This is a genomic window from Stenotrophomonas sp. STEN008 (assembly GCF_056760435.1).
In genome coordinates, this window is sequence record NZ_JBRRET010000051.1 from 1 (window position 1) to 21136 (window position 21136).

The 21136-nt window shown below is 68.4% G+C and carries 18 protein-coding genes; 11 read left to right on the forward strand and 7 right to left on the reverse strand.

The window, feature by feature from the left end; all coding sequences use genetic code 11:
• Positions 1–129 precede the first annotated feature (129 nt).
• The 3 genes from ACVOME_RS17100 to ACVOME_RS17110 all read right to left on the reverse strand — a co-directional run bounded on the left by ACVOME_RS17100 (position 130) and on the right by ACVOME_RS17110 (position 3455).
• A complete protein-coding gene (locus tag ACVOME_RS17100; protein WP_481505321.1) occupies positions 130–1380 on the reverse strand; it encodes an alkaline phosphatase family protein in 1251 nt (416 codons plus the stop codon).
• Between the two features lie 108 nt (positions 1381–1488).
• Positions 1489–1980 (reverse strand): methylated-DNA--[protein]-cysteine S-methyltransferase, encoded by a 492-nt coding sequence (locus ACVOME_RS17105; protein WP_253118996.1) that lies wholly within the window; start codon positions 1978–1980, stop codon positions 1489–1491.
• Positions 1977–3455 carry a DNA-3-methyladenine glycosylase 2 family protein gene (locus tag ACVOME_RS17110; protein ID WP_481505322.1) on the reverse strand — a complete coding sequence of 493 codons (1479 nt, stop codon included), beginning with the start codon at positions 3453–3455 and terminating at the stop codon, positions 1977–1979. The genes ACVOME_RS17105 and ACVOME_RS17110 overlap by 4 nt, the downstream gene beginning before the upstream one ends.
• A gap of 160 nt (positions 3456–3615) precedes the next feature.
• On the opposite strand from ACVOME_RS17110, the gene ACVOME_RS17115 reads away from it, so the two are divergent.
• The 4 genes from ACVOME_RS17115 (at position 3616) to ubiM (ending at position 7052) form a co-directional block, all read left to right on the forward strand.
• Positions 3616–4779 carry a COG3904 family protein gene (locus ACVOME_RS17115; RefSeq protein ID WP_111185819.1) on the forward strand — a complete coding sequence of 388 codons (1164 nt, stop codon included), beginning with the start codon at positions 3616–3618 and terminating at the stop codon, positions 4777–4779.
• 58 nt (positions 4780–4837) lie between these two features.
• Entirely contained in the window at positions 4838–5392 is a 555-nt protein-coding gene (locus ACVOME_RS17120) for a DUF4019 domain-containing protein (protein ID WP_065174673.1), read from the forward strand.
• An 11-nt stretch (positions 5393–5403) separates the two neighbouring features.
• Positions 5404–5793, forward strand: a complete 390-nt coding sequence (locus ACVOME_RS17125) for an MAPEG family protein (protein ID WP_262219273.1) — start codon at positions 5404–5406, stop codon at positions 5791–5793.
• Between the two features lie 80 nt (positions 5794–5873).
• On the forward strand, positions 5874–7052 hold the full coding sequence (gene ubiM, locus ACVOME_RS17130) for a 5-demethoxyubiquinol-8 5-hydroxylase UbiM (RefSeq protein WP_262219274.1): 1179 nt from the start codon (positions 5874–5876) through the stop codon (positions 7050–7052).
• Positions 7053–7063: 11 nt separating this feature from the next.
• Here ubiM and ACVOME_RS17135 read toward each other — a convergent pair whose 3' ends face one another.
• Positions 7064–7285 carry an RNA-binding S4 domain-containing protein gene (locus ACVOME_RS17135; RefSeq protein WP_262219275.1) on the reverse strand — a complete coding sequence of 74 codons (222 nt, stop codon included), beginning with the start codon at positions 7283–7285 and terminating at the stop codon, positions 7064–7066.
• A gap of 267 nt (positions 7286–7552) precedes the next feature.
• Here ACVOME_RS17135 and ACVOME_RS17140 point away from each other — a divergent pair, with 267 nt between their 5' ends.
• The 6 genes from ACVOME_RS17140 to ACVOME_RS17165 all read left to right on the forward strand — a co-directional run bounded on the left by ACVOME_RS17140 (position 7553) and on the right by ACVOME_RS17165 (position 16992).
• Positions 7553–9478, forward strand: a complete 1926-nt coding sequence (locus tag ACVOME_RS17140; protein ID WP_197572449.1) for a DEAD/DEAH box helicase — start codon at positions 7553–7555, stop codon at positions 9476–9478.
• A gap of 149 nt (positions 9479–9627) precedes the next feature.
• On the forward strand, positions 9628–12051 hold the full coding sequence (locus ACVOME_RS17145; protein ID WP_065174677.1) for a putative bifunctional diguanylate cyclase/phosphodiesterase: 2424 nt from the start codon (positions 9628–9630) through the stop codon (positions 12049–12051).
• Positions 12052–12225: 174 nt separating this feature from the next.
• Positions 12226–13824, forward strand: coding sequence for a sensor domain-containing diguanylate cyclase (locus tag ACVOME_RS17150; protein ID WP_080375311.1), 1599 nt, complete (start codon positions 12226–12228; stop codon positions 13822–13824).
• Positions 13825–13858: 34 nt separating this feature from the next.
• On the forward strand, positions 13859–14581 hold the full coding sequence (locus tag ACVOME_RS17155) for a pseudouridine synthase (RefSeq protein WP_053518769.1): 723 nt from the start codon (positions 13859–13861) through the stop codon (positions 14579–14581).
• Between the two features lie 74 nt (positions 14582–14655).
• The gene (locus ACVOME_RS17160) at positions 14656–15726 is read left to right on the forward strand and encodes a sensor domain-containing diguanylate cyclase (protein ID WP_180875681.1); all 1071 of its coding nucleotides are present in this window, start codon (positions 14656–14658) and stop codon (positions 15724–15726) included.
• 105 nt (positions 15727–15831) lie between these two features.
• Positions 15832–16992, forward strand: coding sequence for an AAA family ATPase (locus ACVOME_RS17165; protein ID WP_481505323.1), 1161 nt, complete (start codon positions 15832–15834; stop codon positions 16990–16992).
• Between the two features lie 9 nt (positions 16993–17001).
• Here ACVOME_RS17165 and ACVOME_RS17170 read toward each other — a convergent pair whose 3' ends face one another.
• The 3 genes from ACVOME_RS17170 to ACVOME_RS17180 form a co-directional block, all read right to left on the reverse strand.
• Complete coding sequence (locus ACVOME_RS17170) at positions 17002–17949, reverse strand: DMT family transporter (protein ID WP_065174680.1); 948 nt, start codon at positions 17947–17949, stop codon at positions 17002–17004.
• 60 nt (positions 17950–18009) lie between these two features.
• A complete protein-coding gene (locus ACVOME_RS17175) occupies positions 18010–18765 on the reverse strand; it encodes a DUF72 domain-containing protein (protein ID WP_258391145.1) in 756 nt (251 codons plus the stop codon).
• Positions 18766–18833: 68 nt separating this feature from the next.
• Complete coding sequence (locus ACVOME_RS17180) at positions 18834–19277, reverse strand: VOC family protein (protein WP_128990037.1); 444 nt, start codon at positions 19275–19277, stop codon at positions 18834–18836.
• A 110-nt stretch (positions 19278–19387) separates the two neighbouring features.
• Between ACVOME_RS17180 and ACVOME_RS17185 the strand changes: the two genes are divergently transcribed.
• Entirely contained in the window at positions 19388–20947 is a 1560-nt protein-coding gene (locus ACVOME_RS17185) for a serine hydrolase (protein WP_065174683.1), read from the forward strand.
• Positions 20948–21136: the final 189 nt, after the last annotated feature.

Here is a 21136-nt window from a genome sequence, read left to right on the forward strand (position 1 = left end):
GGGGGGGGGGGGGGGCGCGCGCGGCCCCCCCCCTCTTGCGCGGGGGGGGGGGGCGCCTCCCCCCGGGCGGAGACTTCCGACGCCCCATTGCCGTGGTAGCGCCGGGCCATGCCCGGCGGAGACGCCCGATCAACGCAGCGTCTGCTTCAGTGTCTCGGCATTGCCGTCGTTCGGCGCGGCTGGAACCTGCAGCAGGTGCGCCAGCAGCGGATAGACATCGACGTTGTCGAAGCCGTCGATCAGCAGCCCTTGACGGAACGACGGGCCGCTCGCCACGAACACCGCACGCATCGACGGCAGCGCCGGATCGTAGCCGTGCGAGCCGCCGTCGCGACGATCGCGCCTGGCGATCCAGTCCCGGGTCAGCGCGTCCCAGCCTTCATCCATCTGGCAGACGATGGCGGGTATGCGTGGATGCGTGCCGTAATGCCAGCGCGCAGGCAGGTTCTCCTTCTTCCAGCATTCGTAGTGGGCATGGCGGCCGAGCAGGGCACGTTCGGCCTCGGCTTCACGCCCCGCGACCGGCGCGAAGCCGACCGACTGGCCCTGGCTGACGTTGCGTGCGATGGCCGGGTCCACCATCGACTCGGTGGCGATCACCTGGCCTTCGCCCACCGCGGCCATGCCGTGATCGGAAACCACGATCACATTGGTGGTGGCTGTCAGGCCACGCTGCTGCAGTCCGTCGAGCACCTGGCCGACAACCTGGTCGGCCCGCACGATGGCTGCCGTGTACTGCTGCGACTGCGGCCCATGGTGATGCCCGGCCTTGTCGACGTGTTCCATGTACAGCGTGGCCAGGCGCGGCGCCTCGGCATCGCTGCGTGCCAGCCAGCCCAGTACGGTCTGCACACGTTGCTCGAACGGTTCCTTGTCGTTATACGCCAGCCACTGGCTGGGGCGCACGCCCTTGATCTCCGCTTCGCTGCCCGGCCAGGACCAGGTCGCGGAACGCACGCCGGCTCTCTCCGCGCTGACCCAGATCGGCTCGCCGCCCCACCAGTCGCTGCGGGTGACCGCCTCGCGGTTGCTCAGCGCGAAACTGCCCAGCGATGCGTCGTCCATCGCATTGTGGATGATGCCGTGATGGTCAGGGCGCAGACCGGTCACGATGGTGTAGTGGTTGGGGAAGGTCAGCGAGGGATAGGAGGGCGTCATCCAGCGTGCGCGCACGCCGCTGTCGATCATCCGCTGCAGGTTCGGAGTCAGCCCGCGGTCCAGCGCGTCGGCACGCAGGCCATCGATGGAGATCAGCAGCAGCTTCGGCGGTGCGGCCGTTGCCGCAGGCGTGGAGACGGTGGCGGTCGGGGCGGGTGCGGTGGTGCAGGCGGCCAACGGCAGCAGCAGCGCCAGCGCGCAGGTCAGGCGTACGGAAGTCATCCGCCCATCATAGTGCGAGGTAATGACGCGCCCAAGACACGGCGCGCCAGGACCGTCCGCGGTCAGATCCCTTTCCCGCGGGAAAAGGGATCTGACCCCGATCTCCCATCAGGCGAACAGCGGTACCTGGCGTTGCTCAAGCCGCAGCAGTGCTGCCTTGGTCTCCAGCCCGCCGCCGAAACCGGTCAGCGCTCCGTTGCTGCCGATCACGCGATGGCAGGGCAGGATGATCGGCAGGGGATTGCGGCCGTTGGCGGCGCCGACCGCGCGCGTCGCGCTGGGCTGGCCCAGGTGCTGCGCCAACTGCAGGTAGCTCCAGGTCTGGCCGAACGGTATCAACGCCAGGGCGTGCCACACGCGCAGCTGGAACGGGGTGCCGCGCGGTGCCAGCAGCAGATCGAATGTGCTGCGTTCGCCATGCAGGTACTGCAGCAGCTGTTCGCGGGCCTCGGGAAACGCGCCGGGCGCATTGTGCCAGTCGCTGCGTCCGCGCGCGGGGTGGCGGTTTTCAGGAAACAGCACGTGGGCCAGGCCACGTTCGTCACCGGCGATGGTGAGCTCGCCGATCGGGCTGTCAAAACGGTCGAACAACAACGTCATGTCTGTTCTCCAACGAACGTGCCGGACAGATGCCACAGATGCAGCACCGCATACGAGCGCCAGGGGCGCCAGGGCTGGGATCGCGCTTCGGTGGCGCGTTCGCTCAGGCGCTGCCCCTGGGCATGGCCGAGCACCTGCTGCAGCACCAGGTCACCTGCCGGAAACGCGTCGGGCTGGCCCAGGCCGCGCAGGGCGATGTACTGCGCCGTCCACGGGCCGATGCCGGGCAGTGCCACGCAGCGGGCGACGAATTCCTCCAGTGCCTGGCCGGGCCCGAAGTCGAGCTGGCCATTGACGCAGGCTGCGGCCAGTGCGCGCACGGTGGCGGCGCGGCTGCGTGGCAGACCGATCGATTCCAGAGGGGCGTCCGCCAGTACGGCGGGAGAGGGGAACTGGCGGTCGAACTCCGTCGGCATGCCCGGCAGGTGCGCGCCATGCGCGTCGACCAGACGGCGCGCGAAGGTGGTCGCCGCCGCGACGCTGACCTGCTGGCCGAGCACGGCACGCACCGCCACCTCGAAGCCATCCCAGCCGCCCGGCACGCGCAGGCCAGGGCGTTCGGCGATGCCGCGCGCCAGCAGCGGCTCTTCACCGAGCGCGGCATGCACCTGCTGCAGGTCGGCATCGAGATCGAATACCCGCCGCACGCGTCGCACGATGTCCGGTATCAGCCGCGGATCGACCGCACCCAACTGCAGGCGCAGTTCCGGCCGCTTCGGATCAGCCGTCACCCGCAGCAGGGTGGGGCGTTCAGGCGTGCCGAGCACGCGCTGGTAGCTGTCGTCGCCGATCAGTTCGATGCCCGGCAGGCTGCGCTTGCGCAGGAACGCCAGCATGCGCGGAAAATCCAGCGGAGGCCGGTAGCCCAGGCGCAGCACCAGGCCACCGTCATCGGCGGCCAGCGGGACGTGTTGGCGGCGCAGCGTGGTCGGCGCCATCCCGCAGCCCTGCAGGAAGGCGGTGTTGAAGCGGCGCAGGCTGTTGTAGCCCGCCGCGAGCGCAACGTCGGTGACCGGCAGGGTGGTTTCGGTCAGCAGCTGCTTGGCCAGCAGCAGGCGGTGGGTGGCGTGGATCTGGCCGGGCGTGGCGCCCAGGTGCTCCACGAACAGGCGCTGCAGCTGGCGTGCGCTGAGGCCGATCTTCGCAGCCAGGCCGGCAACCGGCTGCTCCTGCAGGAAGCCGCCGTGGATCAACGCCAGCGCCCGCTGCACGGCCTGGCCGGCCAGCGCCTGCTGTGCCTGCGGCGCCAGTTCGGGACGGCAGCGCAGGCAGGGCCGGTAACCGGCGGCAGTGGCTGCGGCCGCGCTCGGGAAATAGGTGATGTTGCGCGGCTTCGGCGGCGGCGCCGGGCAGACCGGCCGACAGTAGATGCCGGTGCTGCGCACGGCGGTGAAGAACACGCCATCAAAGCGCGCGTCACGGGCGAGGCGGGCACGGTCGCAGGCAGCGGTGTCGAGGACGAGGGCGGTGTTCATGCGGCCAGTCTAGGCCGCTCATGTGGCGGATACTCGCCGGATTCGGACATGGATGCAGCGGGTCGCGATCCGGGGTCAGAACCGGTTCAGTGCCACGTGCTGAATGCGCGCGCCGGGCAGGTAGACTGTGATCCTTGTTCCTGCGAAATCCGGTTGCCCGATGTCCGCCTTGATCCGCTGGTTGCCCCTGTTGTGTCTGGCCTTTGCGGGCTGCAGCCAGTTGGAGAATCCGGGCAACGTGACCGCGGCTGACAAGGCGGCACGGGCACCGGCCAGTGATGGCGACAACATGGTGTCGATCAATGCCGCCGACGCCCCACCACCGCCGTCCCCGCCGCGCAGCCGCGCTGATCGGCCGTGGCCGCAGGCGCAGCTGGAGAACGGCCGGGCCTGGGTCAGCTGCAGCACCGATTACGCGGCCGAAGGCGGCGACGGCGTGGAGCTGGAAGGGCTGCAGCGTGAGCAGATCAGCCAGGCGCTGCAGCCGTGTGCCGAACGGGGCCTGTTGCGGGTGCGCTACAACGGCAAGATCAATCCCGGGTTCGCCGAAATGATGTGGCGCCTGGCCGTGGTGGCCGACGCGCTGGAGATCCACAAGCGCATCCTCGATCTCGACTCCAGTGGTGGCCAGGTCGAATCGGCGATCATTGCCGGCGACAGCATCGGCGAATCGGGTTGGACCATCTGGGTGCGCGAAGGATCGATCTGCCACAGCGCCTGCGTGTTCGTGCTCGCGGCCGGCGACAATCGCCTGCTGACCGGCAAGGTCGGCATCCACCGCATGATGCGCATCAGCTCCAAGGCGACCTCGCGCGCCGAGCTCAACCGCGAGCTGCACGAGGTCTACGACAACGTGAAGGATTATCTGCAGCGCAACGGTGTGGCGGTCGGCGTTGCTGATCTGATGATGACCGTGCCCAACCGCAGCCTGCGCCTGCTGACCCCCGAGGAACTGCGGCAGTTCGGCCTGGATGGCACCAATGCGGTGCAGGACGACCTGGAACGGATCAAGCAGATGCGCGCGTGTGGCGACGATTTCGTGCAGCGCAAGGACGCGTTCCTGATCGCCTTCGACCAGCAGTGCAAGCGCGACGGTGCAGACATGGAATCGATCAACAGCTGCGGCCAGTCGCTCAAGCAGCGGTTCGGTTTCCCCGATCCGGTCTGCCCCGAGGAGAGCCCGCTGTCGGAGATCGACGTGGCCACGCTGCCACCGTCTCCTCCGCCGCAGGTTCCGGTGGCGGAACAGCCGGCAGTGGAGACGGAGACCCAGGCCTCACAGGCCGATGCCGAAGCAACCCAGGGCAGCGTGCCGCTGCGCTGACAAACGCCTCACCCGGCTGGCGTAGACTGCGGTTCCTTCCGATGAACCGGTGGTGTCCATGAAGCGCGCGCTCCTGCTGCTGTCCCTGTTGCCGCTTGCTGCATTCGCCCAGGTGCCCGCGCCCGCCACGCCGGCTCCGGCGCCGGCGCGCCCGGCGCCGAGTGCGCCGGCCGCCGCGCCACCGGCGACAGCGGCACGGCCGCCCGCACCGGCCCTCAGCCCGGCACAGCAGGCGCAGGTGCAGAAGCAGGACGCGGAGATGGGGGCGGCCGCACTGAGGGCCGCGCAGATGGTCGACGCCAACCGCGCGGGCGAGTTGTGGGATGGCGCATCAGCCGTAGCGCGGCGCGCGGTGACCAAGCCGGCCTTCATCAGCCAGCTGACCGCCGATCGCACCCGTCTGGGGGCCTTGAGTGGTCGCGGCCAACCGTCCATTACCCGGGTGAAGTACGCGGCCGGCGCCGTCGTGCCCGAAGGCCTGTACATCAATGTCAGCTTCCCGACCCGCTTCGCCAACAGTGCGCAGCCCGTGCGCGAACTGGTCTCGTTCCGCTTCGATGAGGACCAGGTCTGGCGCCTGGCCGGTTACAGCCTGCGCGCACCCGGACCCTGAAGGAGAACAGCATGGCGGCCGAACTGACACTGCTGGCGTGGTCGACGCTGCTGGGGTTTGTCTACATCTTCGCCACCTCCACGGTGGTGACCCGCGAGCGGGGCATGAAGTGGAACGCGTCGGCACGCGACGAACAGGGCCGGCCACTCAGCCCGCTGGCAGGGCGGCTGCAACGGGCCCAGTCCAACTTCCTTGAGACGTTCCCGTTCTTCGCCGCCGCCGCGATCGCGGTGGTGGTGGCCGGTCGCAGCAGCGAGACCACGGCACTGGCCGCGCAGGCGTACTTCTGGGCACGGGTGGTCTACCTGCCGCTGTACGCCGCAGGTGTGCCCTACGTGCGCAGCCTGGTGTGGCTGGTGTCGCTGCTGTCGATCCTGGCGCTGGTGTTCGCATTGCTGTGAGCCGGGCCTGATCCAGATCAAGGCCGGTCAGCTTTGCGGCGCTATGCTGGCTGCGACTGGATCGATGGCGGGAGCCGCGCATGCGCAGGATGGATGTGGTGGTGGTCGGCGCGGGGCCGGCAGGACTGTGCTTCGCACGCGCGCTGGCCGGCAGCGGGCTGCAGATCGGGCTGATCGAAGCGCAGCCACGCCAGGCGCTCGCCGAAGCGGCGTTCGACGGCCGCGAGATCGCGCTGACCCACGCGTCGCGGCAGAGCCTGGAGCAGCTGGGGCTGTGGGCACGGCTGCCGGAGGCCGAGATTTCCGAACTGCGCGATGCCAAGGTGATGAACGGCGGCTCGCCGTTCGCACTGACCTTCGCCAGCAGCCAGGTCGATGGTCAGCCGCTGGGTTGGCTGGTGCCCAATCATCTGATCCGCCGTGCGGCGTGGGACGCGGTGCAGCGCCAGGACGGCCTGGAGCTGTTCGACGGGCGCAAGGTGCAGGGCGTGCAGGCCGATGCGCAGGGCCATGTGGTCGCGCTGGATGACGGCAGCAGGCTGCATGCGCGGTTGCTGGTGGCCGCGGACAGCCGCTTCTCCGCAACCCGGCGCATGCTCGGCATCGGTGCGCAGATGCGCGACTTCGGCAAGTCGATGCTGGTGTGCCGCATGTACGTCGAACGCGACCATCACCACACCGCGTGGGAATGGTTCGGCTATGGTCGTACGATGGCGCTGCTGCCGCTCAATGAAGGCCAGGCATCTGCGGTGATCACGCTGCCCCCGCGTCGGATCGAGGATCTGCTGGCGATGGATGAGGTAGCCTTCGGTGAGGCCGTCAGCGGCTTCTTCGAGCATCGGCTGGGGGGCATGCAGCCGGTCGCCACGCCGCAGGCCTATCCGTTGGTGGGTGTCTATGCACACCATTTCGCAGGCGAGCGCTCGGCGCTGATCGGCGATGCCGCGGTGGGCATGCACCCGGTCACCGCCCATGGCTTCAACCTGGGCCTGGCCAGTGCCCAGCGCCTGGCGCGGGGCATCGCCGGCCAGCAGCGCCGCGGTGCGGACATCGCCGCGGCCGGCATGCTGGCCGGCTACCAGCGTGGCCATCGGATGGCGGCGCGACCGCTGTACGAGGCGACCAATGCGATCGCCAGCCTGTACACCGATGATCGGCGCCCGGCGCGGCTGCTGCGGGCAGCGGGCCTGCGTGTCGCCCAGGGCGTGGCACCGTTCAGGCAGCTGATCGCCTCGCACCTGACCCAGCGCGTGGCCTGAACAGGGTCAGATCAGCCGGCCCCCAGCACCCGGATCTGGCTGTCGGCGAATTCGACCACCTGGCCTGCGCGGATCTTGCAGGCCTTGCGCAGTTCAACTTCGCCGTCGACCCGTACCTGGCCCTCGCTGATGACCATCTTGGCCTCGCCGCCACTGGTGACCAGGTCGGCCAGCTTGAGCAGCTGCTTGAGTTCGACGTAGTCACCGTCGAGGTCGAATTCGAGAATCTGCATGGAGCGGGGGTTCCTGGGAAGGGGCGCAGGCCAGCGGCCGGGCCGGGAAGAGGGCGCGTATTGTGCGCCAGCACGGGGCCTGACGGCACGCGAAGGGAAAACTGTACGCCTCGTTCAGGATCAATGCGGTATCATTCCGCTCTGAGCGAGTGAAATCTCCTCCGACCGAGCAGCGCCAGGGCACGCGATAAGAAGGGCGCCCAAAGCGCGGACCATCACCTTTTTTATCGCACTGCCAGGAAGACGGCAGTGTCTTCGGAGTTCCCCATGTCCCAAGATTCCCAAGCGCAGCTGCAGTTCGCGCAGCTCGGCCTGTCCGAGCCCGTGATGCAGGCGGTCACCGCCATCGGCTACGAAACCCCGTCGCCGATCCAGGCCGCCACCATCCCGGCGATGCTGGAAGGCCGCGACGTGCTGGGCCAGGCGCAGACCGGTACCGGCAAGACCGCCGCTTTCGCACTGCCCGTACTGTCCAACATCGACCTGCAGCAGATCAAGCCCCAGGCGCTGGTCCTTGCGCCGACCCGCGAACTGGCCATCCAGGTCGCTGAAGCGTTCCAGTCCTATTCGTCGAAGATCCCGGGCTTCCGCGTGCTGCCGGTGTACGGCGGCCAGCCGTATGGCCAGCAGCTGTCGGCCCTGCGCCGCGGCGTGCACATCGTGGTCGGTACCCCCGGCCGCGTGATCGACCATCTGGACCGCAGCACCCTGGACCTGTCCGAGCTGAAGACCCTGGTGCTGGACGAAGCCGATGAAATGCTGCGCATGGGCTTCATCGACGACGTCGAAGCCGTGCTGAAGAAGCTGCCGGAGCAGCGCCAGGTGGCCCTGTTCTCGGCCACCATGCCGCCGCAGATCCGCCGCATCGCGCAGACCTACCTGCAGGACCCGGTCGAGGTCACCATCGCGGCCAAGACCACCACCTCGGCCAACATCCGCCAGCGCTACTGGTGGGTGAGCGGCATGCACAAGCTGGACGCGCTGACCCGCATCCTGGAAGTCGAGCCGTTCGACGCGATGATCATCTTCGCGCGTACCAAGGCCGGTACCGAAGAACTGGCCAGCAAGCTGCAGGCCCGGGGCCTGGCCGCTGCCGCCATCAATGGCGACATGCAGCAGGCCCAGCGTGAGCGCACCATCGCCATGCTGAAGGAAGGCAAGCTGGACATCCTGGTGGCCACCGACGTTGCCGCCCGCGGCCTGGACGTCGAGCGCATCAGCCACGTGCTGAACTACGACATTCCGTACGACACCGAAAGCTACGTGCACCGCATCGGCCGTACCGGTCGTGCCGGCCGCAGCGGCGAGGCGATCCTGTTCGCGACCCCGCGCGAGAAGGGCATGCTGCGCCAGATCGAGCGCGCCACCCGCCAGCCGATCGAAGAGATGCAGCTGCCGAGCGTGGAAGCGGTCAACGATACCCGCATCAACAAGTTCACCTCGCGCATCAGCGAAACGCTCGGCGCCGGCGGCCTGGACTTCTACCGCCAGCTGCTGGAGCGCTTCGAGAACGAGCAGAACGTGCCGGCCATCGAAATTGCTGCCGCGCTGGCGAAGATGCTGCAGGGCGACACCCCGTTCCTGCTGCAGCCGCCGGTGCGTGCCCCGCGGGAAGAGCGTGCGCCGCGCGAGCGCTTCGACCGGGGCGACCGTCCGGAGCGTGGCGATCGCTTCGACCGCAACGAACGTGGCCCGCGCTTCGAGCGTGGTCCCCGCCGTGACGACGCCGAAGGGGGTTTCGAGCAGCGTCCGCGCCGTGAAGTTCCGCCGCGCGGTGCGCCGGAGCAGGGCATGGAGACCTACCGCATTTCGGTCGGTCACCAGCATGGCGTGAAGCCGGCGAACATCGTCGGCGCCATCGCCAACGAAGCCGGCCTGGAAAGCCGTTACATCGGCCGCATCGACATCCACGACGACTTCTCGCTGCTGGACCTGCCGGCGCAGATGCCGCAGGACGTGCTGACCCACCTGCAGAAGGTGTGGGTGTCCGGCCAGCAGCTGCAGATGCGTCCGCTGGCCGCCGGTGAAGAGATCAATCCGGCACCGCGTCCGTTCAAGCCGCGCTTCGACAAGCGGGGTCCGGGTGGCCCGGGTGGCCCGCGTCGTGGTGGCCCGGGTGGTCCGGGCGGCGACCGTGACGGCCGTCCGCCGCGTCGTGATGGCTTCAAGCCGCGCGGCCCGCGCAGCTACTGAGCCAGACCTGCCGTGATCGACAACGCCAGCCCTCGGGCTGGCGTTGCTCGTTTGTGGACCCCGGTTTCGCACCGCCCACACATTCAGGGTCATAGGCTGGGCCGGTTCGAAGGGAGGTTGTCACCGCAGCACATTCGGGGGGATCCGGGATGGGTAGGAGTGGCACGGATATTCACAGCCGCCGGGTACCCATGTCCCGTGGGCTGGGGCTGAGGTTTGCGCTGTTGACGGGCATGGCGATCGGGCTGGTCGCATTGTCGGCGCTGATCCAGGAACTGCAGGCGGCTTCGACGGCGTGGATCGCCGGCCAGGGCTACTGGTCGCGTGGCCAGCAGGACGCCACGGCCGCTCTCAGCCGCTACCTGGCGCGGGGGGATGCCCGCGATCTGGAAGACGCCCGCCAGGCCCTGCGCGTGCCGATGGGGGACCTGCAGGGACGCCTGGCGCTGGAGCAGCCGAGACCGGATATCGAGCGTGCCCGACAGGGCTTCCTGCAGGGCGGCAACGCGCGTGCCGATGTGCCGCGGCTGATCTTTTCATTCCGTCACGCCCGTGACCTCGGCGCCTTCCGTGAAGCGACCGCCCTCTGGCGGGCGACCGACGGCGACCTGATGGCCGTGCACCGGCTGGTCGATGAACTGCAGCATCGTCATGCCGACGGTCCACTGCCGGTCGCCGCGCGCGACCGGTACCTGCAGCAGCTCCGTGATCTCGACCGGCGGCTGCAGGTGCAGGCGCAGGCGTTTTCGCAGGCGCTGCTGCGGATGGCTGCCGCTGTAAGGATGGCGACCCTGGTTGTCGGCGGCCTGTCGGTGCTGGCGATCAGCCTGATGGCCGTCGCCCTGGCGCGACGGGTCGGCAAGGATCTGACGGAGCATGAAAGCCGCTTCCGCGCAGCCTTCTACCAGGCCAATGTCGGCATGCTGAAGCTTGATGCCGGCGGCCGGGTGCTGGAAGCCAACCAGGCGATGGCGGACATCCTCGACCATCGCCGTGACGCACTGTTGCAGATGTCGCTGGGTGACCTGCTGATGGAAGGAGAGCTGGTCATCGACGGTGTTGGCCGGATCGACTGGGAGCGGCAGCTGCGGCCGAGCGAGCTGCGCTTCCGCCGTCGCGACGGCAGCCTGGTATGGGGGCGCTGGAGCGGTACCGGCGTGCGCAACACCGGTGGCGGGCTGTCGGTGTTCGCGATTGTCGAGGATGTCAGCCAGAACCATGCGCTGGCCCGCGAGATCGAACACCACGCCAGCCACGATCCGCTGACGGGCCTTATCAACCGGCGCGAGATCGAGCGCCTGCTCGAGCGTGCACTGCTGCAGGTGCGCAGCGAGGGGGGCACGCATGCGTTGTGCTACATCAACCTGGACCATTTCAAGCTGGTCAATGACAGCTTCGGCCATGCCGCTGGCGACCAGATGCTGCGCGGTTTCGCCGACTATCTGGTCGCCGCCGTGCGCGAGGGCGACTGGGTTGGCCGGTTGGGTGCCGACGAATTCGCGGTGTTCCTGGCCCATGCGGGCCAGGATGAGGCCAAGCGCGTGCTGCAGCGGGTGATCCGCAATCTTGGCCAGGCCACATTCCCGATCAGCGAAGGCAGCCTGCAGCTGAGCTGCAGCATCGGCGTGGTCGAGGTCAGCCAGGAGGCCCCTGATGTCAACTGGCTGATGAGCGCAGCCGACAGTGCCTGTTACGCAGCCAAGCAGGCCGGTCGCAACCGCGTGCACTGTTTCAACGAGGACCGCATGGCGCTGGACGAACGGCGCCTGGAGGCCGAGCGCCTGCAGGGCGTGAGCCGGGCGATGGCCGAGAACCGCATGCTGCTGTACGCGCAGCGCATCGCCCGGGTGGGTGACCCGGGCTATCTGCACTACGAGGTGCTGGTGCGCATGCGCGACAGCGACGGTACGCTGCATCTGCCCGGCCAGTTCATGCCGGCGGTGGAGCGCTACGGCATGGCGGTGACACTGGACCGGCATGTGCTCGGCCTGCTGTTCCGGCACCTGCAGGTGTGCCCGGCGCATGTGCGCCAGCTCGGCCTGTGCAACGTCAACGTGTCCGCACAGTCGATCGCCGAACCCAGCTTCCTGGCTTTCGTCTGCGACCTGCTGGAGCGCAACCGCGTACTGGCGTCCAAGCTCTGCTTCGAGATCACCGAGACGGCCGCGATCAGCAATCTGAGCCAGGCGCGGGCGTTCATCGATGCGGTGAAGGCGCGTGGCTGCCGGCTGGCGCTGGACGATTTCGGATCGGGTCTGTCCTCGTTCGGTTACCTGCGCCAGCTGCCGGCCGACATGCTGAAGATCGACGGTGCATTCGTGCGCGACATGGATGTCGATCCGGTCAGCCATGCGACCGTGCGCGCGATCACCGAACTGGGCCGCGAACTGCAGATGGAGGTCGTGGCCGAGTGGGTGGAGAGCAGCGAAGTGGCAGGGGCACTGACCCGGCTGGGCGTGCAGGGGCTGCAGGGCTATGCGATCGAGCGGCCGCAGCCACTGGAGCGGATGACCCTGACCGACCTGCGGCCGGTCAGGCTGAAGGCGGTGAAGGGCCCGCCGGCCGCAGGCTGAACGCTGGTCCGCGACGATTGTCTACACCTGCATGCCACGGACGGCTGCGATAATGCACGCCAGGGGCGACGCGCAGTGGGCGCGGGCGTAAGCAGAACAGGATGTGGCGTGGTCGTCAGGCAGTGGCAGTACGGAACTGGGGTGGTGCTGGTCGTGCTGCTGGTGTGGTTGGCAATGCCGTGGCCTGCGCAGGCCGGTGCGGCGATGCACGGTCCCGACTACCTGCTGGTGGGCGTTGCCACCGCCGAGCCTACGCCGCATCGCGCCTGTACCGCGCAGATGCTGGCCGGACCACGCCAGCAGGTGCGGGTGCCGGCGCCGCCGGCGGGCTGGTCGGGCGAACCCCAGGCGCTGGATGTGTTCAATGTGTTCGCGGGCGAGGTCCAGGTACGGCACGGCGACCGCGAGATCTGCGGCGACATGCATGATGCGCGTACCCGCGACTCGCGTTTCCGTGCCGGCGTGGGCCTGGTTGCGGTGCCGCCGGCCGGCAGTCACGAGCCATTCCTGGTCTCGTGGCAGACGCCGCTGAAGGATCGTTGGGTACCGACGCTACGGCTCGGCGCACCCAGCCCGGTGCAGCAGAACGACACTGCGCGGCTGCTGGTCCGCGCGGCCTGCATCGCGGTGGCGCTGGCCTTGGCGCTGTCGGCGCTGATGGCCTATCTGACCACCCGTGATCGCAGCTTCCTGGTGTACATCGCGGGTACCGGCGTGCTGGTGCTGTGGCAGGCCATCCTCGGAGGCCTCAGCGGCTATCCGGAGCCGTGGCTGCCGGTCGGCACGCGTGGCGCCTGGTGGCTGCTGGCGCTGACGGCAGCGAGCCAGGCACTGGTGCTGCCTGCCCTGTGGTGGCTGAACGGTGGCGACCGGTTGTGGCCGAAGTCACGCCTGCTCCAGCAGATGGTCCTGTGCGCCCTGCTGGGCGTAGCCGCGCTGGTGCCGTGGCTGCGCTGGGATCAGCTCGGATGGGTCGCGCAGGGGCTGCAGGTGACCTACCTGGCCGGCTGCGGCGTCTCCCTGCTGATGGGGATAGGGGCGCGGTGGCGTGGCGACCGCTGGGCACTGGCTGGATTGGCGGCGCTGGCGCCGATGCTGGTGCTGATCGGCGCCGACGCCTGCGCTGCGGAGTGGCTGCTGGAGTACCGGGTGGAGGCGCTGCAGCTGGCGATCACCTGGCTGCTGATGATGGCGGCCTACGCCCTGAACCTGCGGCTGGGACGCCTGCGCCAGCAGCGTGACGAGATGCGCCAGCTGGCCGAGACCGACGGCCTGACCGGGCTGCCCAACCGCCGCGCCGGTCTGCGGGAGCTCGGCCATCATCTGGAACGGGTGGATCGTGAGCGTGGCCCGATGGTGATCGGCTTCCTCGACATTGATCTGTTCAAGGACATCAACGACCGCCACGGGCATGAGGTGGGTGACCAGGTACTGGTCGCCGTGGCCCGTGCGCTGCGGGCCGCCGTGCGCAGCCAGGACCAGGTGGTGCGGATGGGCGGCGAGGAGTTCCTGCTGCTGATGCCGGGGATGCCGCGCGAGGCGGCGGCGGCGCGGCTGGATCGCCTGCGCCAGCGCATCACCGAGGCCTGCCAGGCCCTGCAGGTGCCGGGGCTGGAGGTGACCGCCAGCATCGGCCTGGCCCAGTGGCGGCCGGGCGAGGACGACCTGGCCGCGCTGCTGCGCCGGGCCGACCATGCCATGTACGTGGCCAAGCGCGCGGGCCGTAACCGGGTGTTCGACGGCGAAGAACTGGATCCACCCGCACCAGCATGAACCTGACAGGGCGGCGATGCCGGATAATAGGGCGATGACCACCCGACTCAACAAACATATCGCCGATACCGGCTTCTGCTCCCGTCGCGAGGCCGACCGCCTGATCGCCGCCCGCCGGGTCACCGTCAACGGCCATCCGGCCGGCACCGGTGCCGTGGTCGGCGAGGGCGACCAGGTGCTGGTCGACGGCCAGCCGCTGCGTGCCCGTACCGCACGCAAGCCGGGGGCGCGCCGCCACGTCTACATCGCGCTGAACAAGCCGGTCGGCGTCACCTGCACCACCGAAAGCTCGGTGAAGGGCAACATCGTCGACTTCGTCGGCCACGAGCAGCGCATCTTCCCGATCGGCCGCCTGGACAAGGAGTCGGAAGGACTGATCCTGATGACCAGCAATGGCGACATCGTCAACCAGATCCTGCGTGCCGAGAATGGCCACCAGAAGGAGTATCTGGTGGCGGTGAACAAGCCGGTCACCGACGAGTTCCTGCGCGGCATGGCCCGTGGTGTGCGCATCCACAACCAGATGACCCTGCCTTGCCGCACCTCGCGCATCGCCAAATTCGGGTTCCGCATCACCCTGGAGCAGGGCCTGAACCGGCAGATCCGCCTGATGGCGGCGGAGTTCGGTTACCGCGTCACCCAGCTGCGCCGCGTCCGCATCGACAACATCAAGATCGGTGCGCTGAAGCCGGGCCAATGGCGCAACCTGACCGAGCAGGAACTGCACGGCCTGCTGCCGCAGCAGCAGGACTGGTGAACGACAGCGGTCGGACGTCGGCCCGGCCGCGCATCGGATAGACTCCGCCGAGACCTGCCGGAACATGACGCTGCATGATCAAGCCCGACAAGCCCGCCAATGAAGCGCTTCGCCTGGAAGCGCTGTACCGCTACCGCATCCTTGATTCGGAACGCGAGAGATCGTTCGACGATCTGGTGGTGATCGCCAAGGCGGTCTGCGGCACGTCGATGGCGGCCGTCACGCTGATCGACGTTGAGCGGCAATGGTTCAAGTCGATCCAGGGCATCGATGCCACCGAGACCCTGCGCAGCGAATCGATGTGCGGCCATGCGATCCTGCAGCCGCAGGAGGTAATGGTGGTCGAGGACGCACTGCAGGACGTGCGCTTCCATGACAATCCGGTGGTGGTGGGCGATCCGCACATCCGCTTCTACGCCGGCGCACCGCTGATCAGTTCCGACGGACTGCCGCTCGGGACGCTGTGCGTGTTCGATGCGCGCCCGCAGCATCTGGAACGGGCCAAGGCCGAGGCACTCAGTGCGCTGTCACGGCAGGTGATGCTGGTGATGGAGCTGCGCCGCTTTGCACTGGACATCCAGAAGCACATGCTGGAACGCGATGACTACGAACGCCTGTTGTCCGAGTATCACGATGTGCTGCTGGCACAGAACGCGGATCTGGCCGAACAGAGCCGTACCGATGCACTGACCGGGCTTCCGAACCGGCGGGCGATGGCGATCGCGCTGGAAGAGTCCCTCGCCGATGCCGATGGCCAGCCACGACAGGTTTGCGTGGCATTGCTGGACATCGACCACTTCAAGAGCATCAATGATTTCCACGGGCATGCGACCGGTGACCGTGTGCTGGCCGAACTGGGGGCATTGCTGCGCGGGCATTTCGCCGGCGGCGGAACGGCGGCGCGGTATGGCGGCGAGGAATTCGTGGCGGTGATGCCGGACACGGATCTCCACGCGGCAGGCGTGCAGTGTGAGTTCCTGCGTATGGCCGTGGGCAACCTGCCGCTCGGCTTTCCGGTCACGGTCAGCATCGGCGTGGCCATGCATCGCGCCGGCGACAGTGTCGACCAGACCCTGGCTCGTGCCGACGCGGCGCTGTACCGGGCCAAGGGCAACGGACGCAACCGCGTGGAGTTCGCGGACTGAGCCGGCCGTCCGCAACCGGCGGCCCCATCGCTGCATGGCGCCGGGTCGCAGCGGGTGCGAACGCCCGGGGTCACCATGGTTGCCCTGTTTCCAAGGATGACCACCATGCTGCAGACCCTGGCCGTCGCCAATTATCGCTCGCTGCATACGCTGGTGCTGCCGTTGCAGCAGCTGAACGTGATCACCGGCGACAACGGCAGCGGCAAGTCCAGCCTGTATCGGGCGCTGCGCCTGCTGGCTGAAACCGCCCAGGGCGGGGTGGCCTCAGCGCTGGCGCGCGAGGGTGGGCTGGGCTCGGCGCTGTGGGCAGGGCCCGGCAGGATCGATCGCCGGCTAGCTGCAGGCGAGATTCCGCTGCAGGGAGGGCCGCGACAGGAGCCGGTAGGCCTCAGACTGGGTTTCACCACCGATGACTACGGCTACGCCATCGACCTCGGTTACCCGCCGCCCAGCCTGTCGGCATTCGCCCTGGACCCGCAGATCAAGGCCGAAGCAATCTGGGCCGGTCCCTTCCTGCGCACAGCCAGTCAGCTGGTGGATCGCCGGGGCGGGATGGTGCGGCAGCGCCATGCACGTGGCTGGGATGTGCTGGACGACCGGTTGTCGCTGTTCGACAGCCTGTTCACCCAGGTAGCTGATCCGCAGCGCATGCCGGAGACCTTCGCCCTGCGCGAGTACATCCGGCGCTGGCGCTTCTACGATCACTTCCGCAGCGATGCCGATGCCCCGGCACGGCAGCCGGCGATGGCCACGCGTACCCCGGTGCTGCACCACGATGGCCGCGATCTGGCCGCAGCGTGGGTGACCATCCTGGAAAACGGTGACCCGGTCGCGCTGGCTCGCACGGTGGACGATGCCTTTCCCGGGGCTTCGGTGGGATTCGAGGTGCTGGATGGACGGATGGTGCTGCGGTTTCACCAGCCCGGCCTGCTGCGACCGCTGTCGATGGCCGAACTGTCCGACGGCACGCTGCGTTTCCTGCTGCTGGCTGCTGCCCTGCATACGCCGCGGCCGCCGCCGCTGATGGTGCTCAACGAACCGGAAACCAGCCTGCATCCTGACCTGCTGCCTGCGTTGGCGCGGCTGATCGTGGCGGCCAGTTCACGCAGCCAGGTGTGGGTGGTGTCGCACGCCAGCCGCCTGATCGCCGCCCTGGAGCAGGCGCCCGCCTGCCATTCCGTGCATCTGCACAAGGAACACGGCCGCACGCTGCTGAGCGGGCAGGGCCTGCTGGACGCGCCGGCATGGCACTGGCCGCGGCGGTGACGTGCCCGCTCAATCGGCGATGTTGCGGGCCTCCGCGGTGCCGAGGATTTCCGGGTGCTGCAATGGCTTGCGGCGGTTCAGCAGCGGATGCAGGAAGACCGCACCGACGATGATCGCCACGCCCAGGTAGAACCAGGGAGTGACTTCGTGCTGCTCGCGCAGCAGCAATACCGCCAGCAGCACCGCATACACCGGTTCCAGGTTGGTCACCAGCTGCACGGTGTAGGCGCTGAGGTGGCGCAGCGCGACCAGGGCGAGGGCGAACGGCAGCAGGGTGCAGATGCCCGCCAGTACCAGCAGCAGGATGCCGTCGTGCAGGTCCGGCACCACCCACAGCGGGCTGGCCAGGGCCGGCAGCAGGTAGGGCATCAGCGGCGCAAGCAAGGTCAGGGTCAGGGTGCCGGCCCCCAGTTCAAGCGCAGTCACCGTCAACGGATCGGCGTGGCTGACCATGCGCTTGTTGAGCGAGCCGAACACCGCCACCAGCAGTGCAGACAGCGCGCCAACCAGAACCCCCAGCCGCATGCCATCCGGCACGCCCCCCACCACCAGCGCCACGCCCGGCAGAACTGCCAATCCGAAGGCCAGTTCGCGCAGCTGGAACGGACGCTTGGCCACCCACGGCTCGATGATCGAGGTGAACACCGGTGCCAGCGCGATGCAGGTCGCCGCCACCGAGGCATTGGCCAGTTTCACCGCACCATAGAACGTCAGCCAGTGCAGGGCAACCAGCGCACCGATGCCGGCGTATCCGGCCACCACCCGCAACGGCAGCGTGCGCAGGCCGCGCCACACCCGTGGCAGCAGTGCCAGCATCGCCGTCACCAGCAGCATGCGCCACCACACCAGCGGCAGCGCCGGCAAGGTGATCAGCTTGCCCAGGATGGCCGTGACGCCCCACAACAGGACACAGAAGTGGATCTGCCAAAGTGCTTTGCGGGTGTCGGGCGTGCTCATCCGCCTATTGTGCGGCAAGGCGGTGACCGCTGGGCGTCGGCAGCTCGATCCTGGCCGCGTTTACCGCCCCTGAGACCCGAGCAGGTCGTCCAGCCGCCGCTGCAGGGCCATCGCCGCGGCCGGATTGCGTGCCTTGCCGGCACCGATGCAGAGCAGGTACACCTCTCGTGGCGTCGATGGAGCGGATCCGGCAAGGCATGGCAGGTCGTCGACCGGCTCGCCGACGGCCCAGCGCCGGGCGCGTTCGGCCCAGCGCTGCTGCGTGGCGGCAGGCAGCCCCTGCAGCAGACGGGCCTGGCTGCGCTTGATGCGCGCGTAGACGAAGCTGGCGGTGACGTCGCCGTGCAGCGGGGCTTCGTCGCTGTCTTCGATGACCAACGCCACCCCGTGCCTGCGCGCGGCAGTGACCAGGGATGCGCTGTGCACCTGCGGATTGCGGATTTCAACAGCGTGCTGCAGCGCCACGCCATCGAGCTGCTTCGGCAGCTGGGCCATCAGCGCGTCCAGTGCCCCGGCATCGGCAGGATGGCGGGGATCGAACTGCCACAGCAGCGGCCCGAGGCGGTCGCCCAGGGCGATCGCTGCCTGCAGGAACGGCGCGGCGGCCTCGACGGTGCCGGACAGGTCGCGACGCTGCACCAGATAGCGGGGTGCCTTCAGGGAGAAGCGGAAGCCGGCCGGAGTCTGCGACGCCCACTGCGCGCACTGGGCCGGGGTCGGGGTGCGATAGAAGGTGCCGTTGATCTCGATGCAGCGCAGGGCACGGCTGGCGTGCGCCAGTTCCTCCCGCTGCGGCAGGCCGGGCGGATAGAACATGCCGCCGCGCCATTCCGGGAACACCCAGCCGCCGATGCCGCAGCGGATGGGGGCGGGTGCCGGCGCGGTCACTGGCGGTGGTCCGCGCGCCAGGGATCGTAGCTGCCGAACCACCACACGTAGCCTTCCGGATCGGCACAGGCGTAGCCACGGCCGCCATACGCCTGGTCGGCAATGTCGATCACGATGCGCGCGCCGGCCGCCTTGGCCCGCGCATAGTGCGCGTCGGCGTCGCTGACGATCACGCAGGCGCTCTGGGTCTGGCGGCCCCCTGTTTCGTCAGGCATCACCGCCAGCTTCGACCACGCGCTGTCGTTGCTGGTCGAACCCAGCATGATCATGCCGTGCCCGAACACCAGCTGCGCGTGGAACACCACGTCGCCATCGGCGTACACCGCCTGCGCCTGGAAGCCGAACGCGCGCTGCAGCCAGTCGATCGCCGCCAGCGCGTCGCGGTAGCGCAGGCATGGAATGATGGTGGATCCACTGCTTGATCGGCCGTTCTCGTCCATGGCACCCCTCCTATGGCACAGGGCACGATGCGCCGGCGACCGTTACCATCCCGCGAAACCCCGGTGATGGCCTGCACATGGCCGCGACCCCTGCTCGGAGATGGTTCTGGATGAATACCTGGATTGGAGGAGCCGTGCTGCTGGCCTGCACGACCATGGCGAATGCTGCAACGCCCCCGCAGCTGCAGGATCTGGATGCGACCGTCGAGCGCGTGCGTGCGCAGTTCGACGTGCCGGGCATCGCCGTTGCCGTGGTCAAGGACGGCAAGGTGGTGCTGGAACGCGGCTGGGGCGTGCGTGAGCAGGGCAGGCCGGATCCTGTGCAGGCCGATACCCTGTTCGCGATCGCCTCCAATACCAAAGCGTTCACCGCCACCTCGCTGAACCTGCTGGCCGAGGACGGCAAGCTGAAGATGGACGACAAGGTGATTGACCACCTGCCGTCGTTCCGCATGTCCGATCCGTTCGTGACCGGGCAGATGACGATCCGTGACCTGCTCTCGCATCGCAGCGGCCTCAGCCTGGGCGCGGGCGACCTGCTGTTCTGGCCGGCCACCGCCTACAGCAATGCCGAAGTGGTGGAGCGGCTGGGCAAGGTGCCGTTGAAAGGGGGATTCCGCGAGAGCTATGCCTACGACAACATCCTGTACGCCGTCGCCCAGCAGGTGATCGAGCACGTTTCCGGCATGAGCTACCAGCAGTTCCTGCAGACCCGCATCTTCGACAAGGTGGGCATGGCGGGCACGCGCTACAACGCCGACCACCTGCGGCCCGGCGACAAGGCGGCCGTCGGACACGCCAAGTACGATTTCAAGGATCTGCGCACCGTCGCACCGCTGACCTGGTCGAACAATGCCGGGGCCGGCGGCATCTATTCCAGCGCGCACGACATGGCGCGCTGGATGCAGGTGCAGCTGGCCGAGGGCGCGCTGGCCGATGGCAGCCCGCTGTTCACCGCGAAGAGCCAGCAGCAGATGTGGCGCATGATCACGCCGCAGTCGATTCCGGCGCCGAGCGTGCCGGAGCTGGCACCGGCGCGGCCGAACTTCGCCGGTTACGGCGAAGGCTGGAGCCTGAGCGATTACCGCGGGCAGAAGCTGGTCTGGCACACCGGTGGCTGGCCGGGCATGGTCTCGCGGCTGACGCTGGTGCCGGGCGAGAAGCTGGGGGTCGTGGTGCTGACCAACCAGGAAGTGGGCGCCGCGTTCAACGCGATCACGCTGAGCGTGCTCGATGCCTATCTGGGTGCGGAGAAGCACGACTGGGTGGACGCCTATGCCAAGGCCGTGGCCAAGGGCCAGGACAAGGCCGATGAGGCCTGGGCCAAGCACCAGGCAGCGCGTGTCAGGGGCAGCACTCCCTCGCTGCCGCTGGCCGGTTACACCGGCACCTTCCGCGACCGCTGGTATGGCGACATGCAGATCAGCACGGAAGGCAAGGGGCTGCGCCTGCGCTTCATGAAGACCGCGCAGCTGAGCGGCCGGCTGGAGCACTGGCAGCACGACACCTTCATCGTGCGCTGGGACGACCGTTCGCTCAATGCCGATGCCTTCGTGAACATCAGTCTCGACCCGGATGGCAAGGTGCGCGAGGTGCGCATGCAGCCGATCTCCGACCTGACCGATTTCAGCTTCGACTTCCAGGACCTGCTGTTCACCCCGGTCAACTGACGGCGCAGGGCATGGCCCGGCGCTACCGCGACGGGTAGTCAACTGACGCCGCATGATCGGTAGCGCCCGGCCAAGCCCGGCCCCCACCGGCCCGCCCTACCCGCACCCCGCATCGTCGGGTTGGGGGGACAAACCGCAAGGGGTACAACGTGGGGTTCAAGATGCGAGGGATTGCGCTGTTACGTTGGT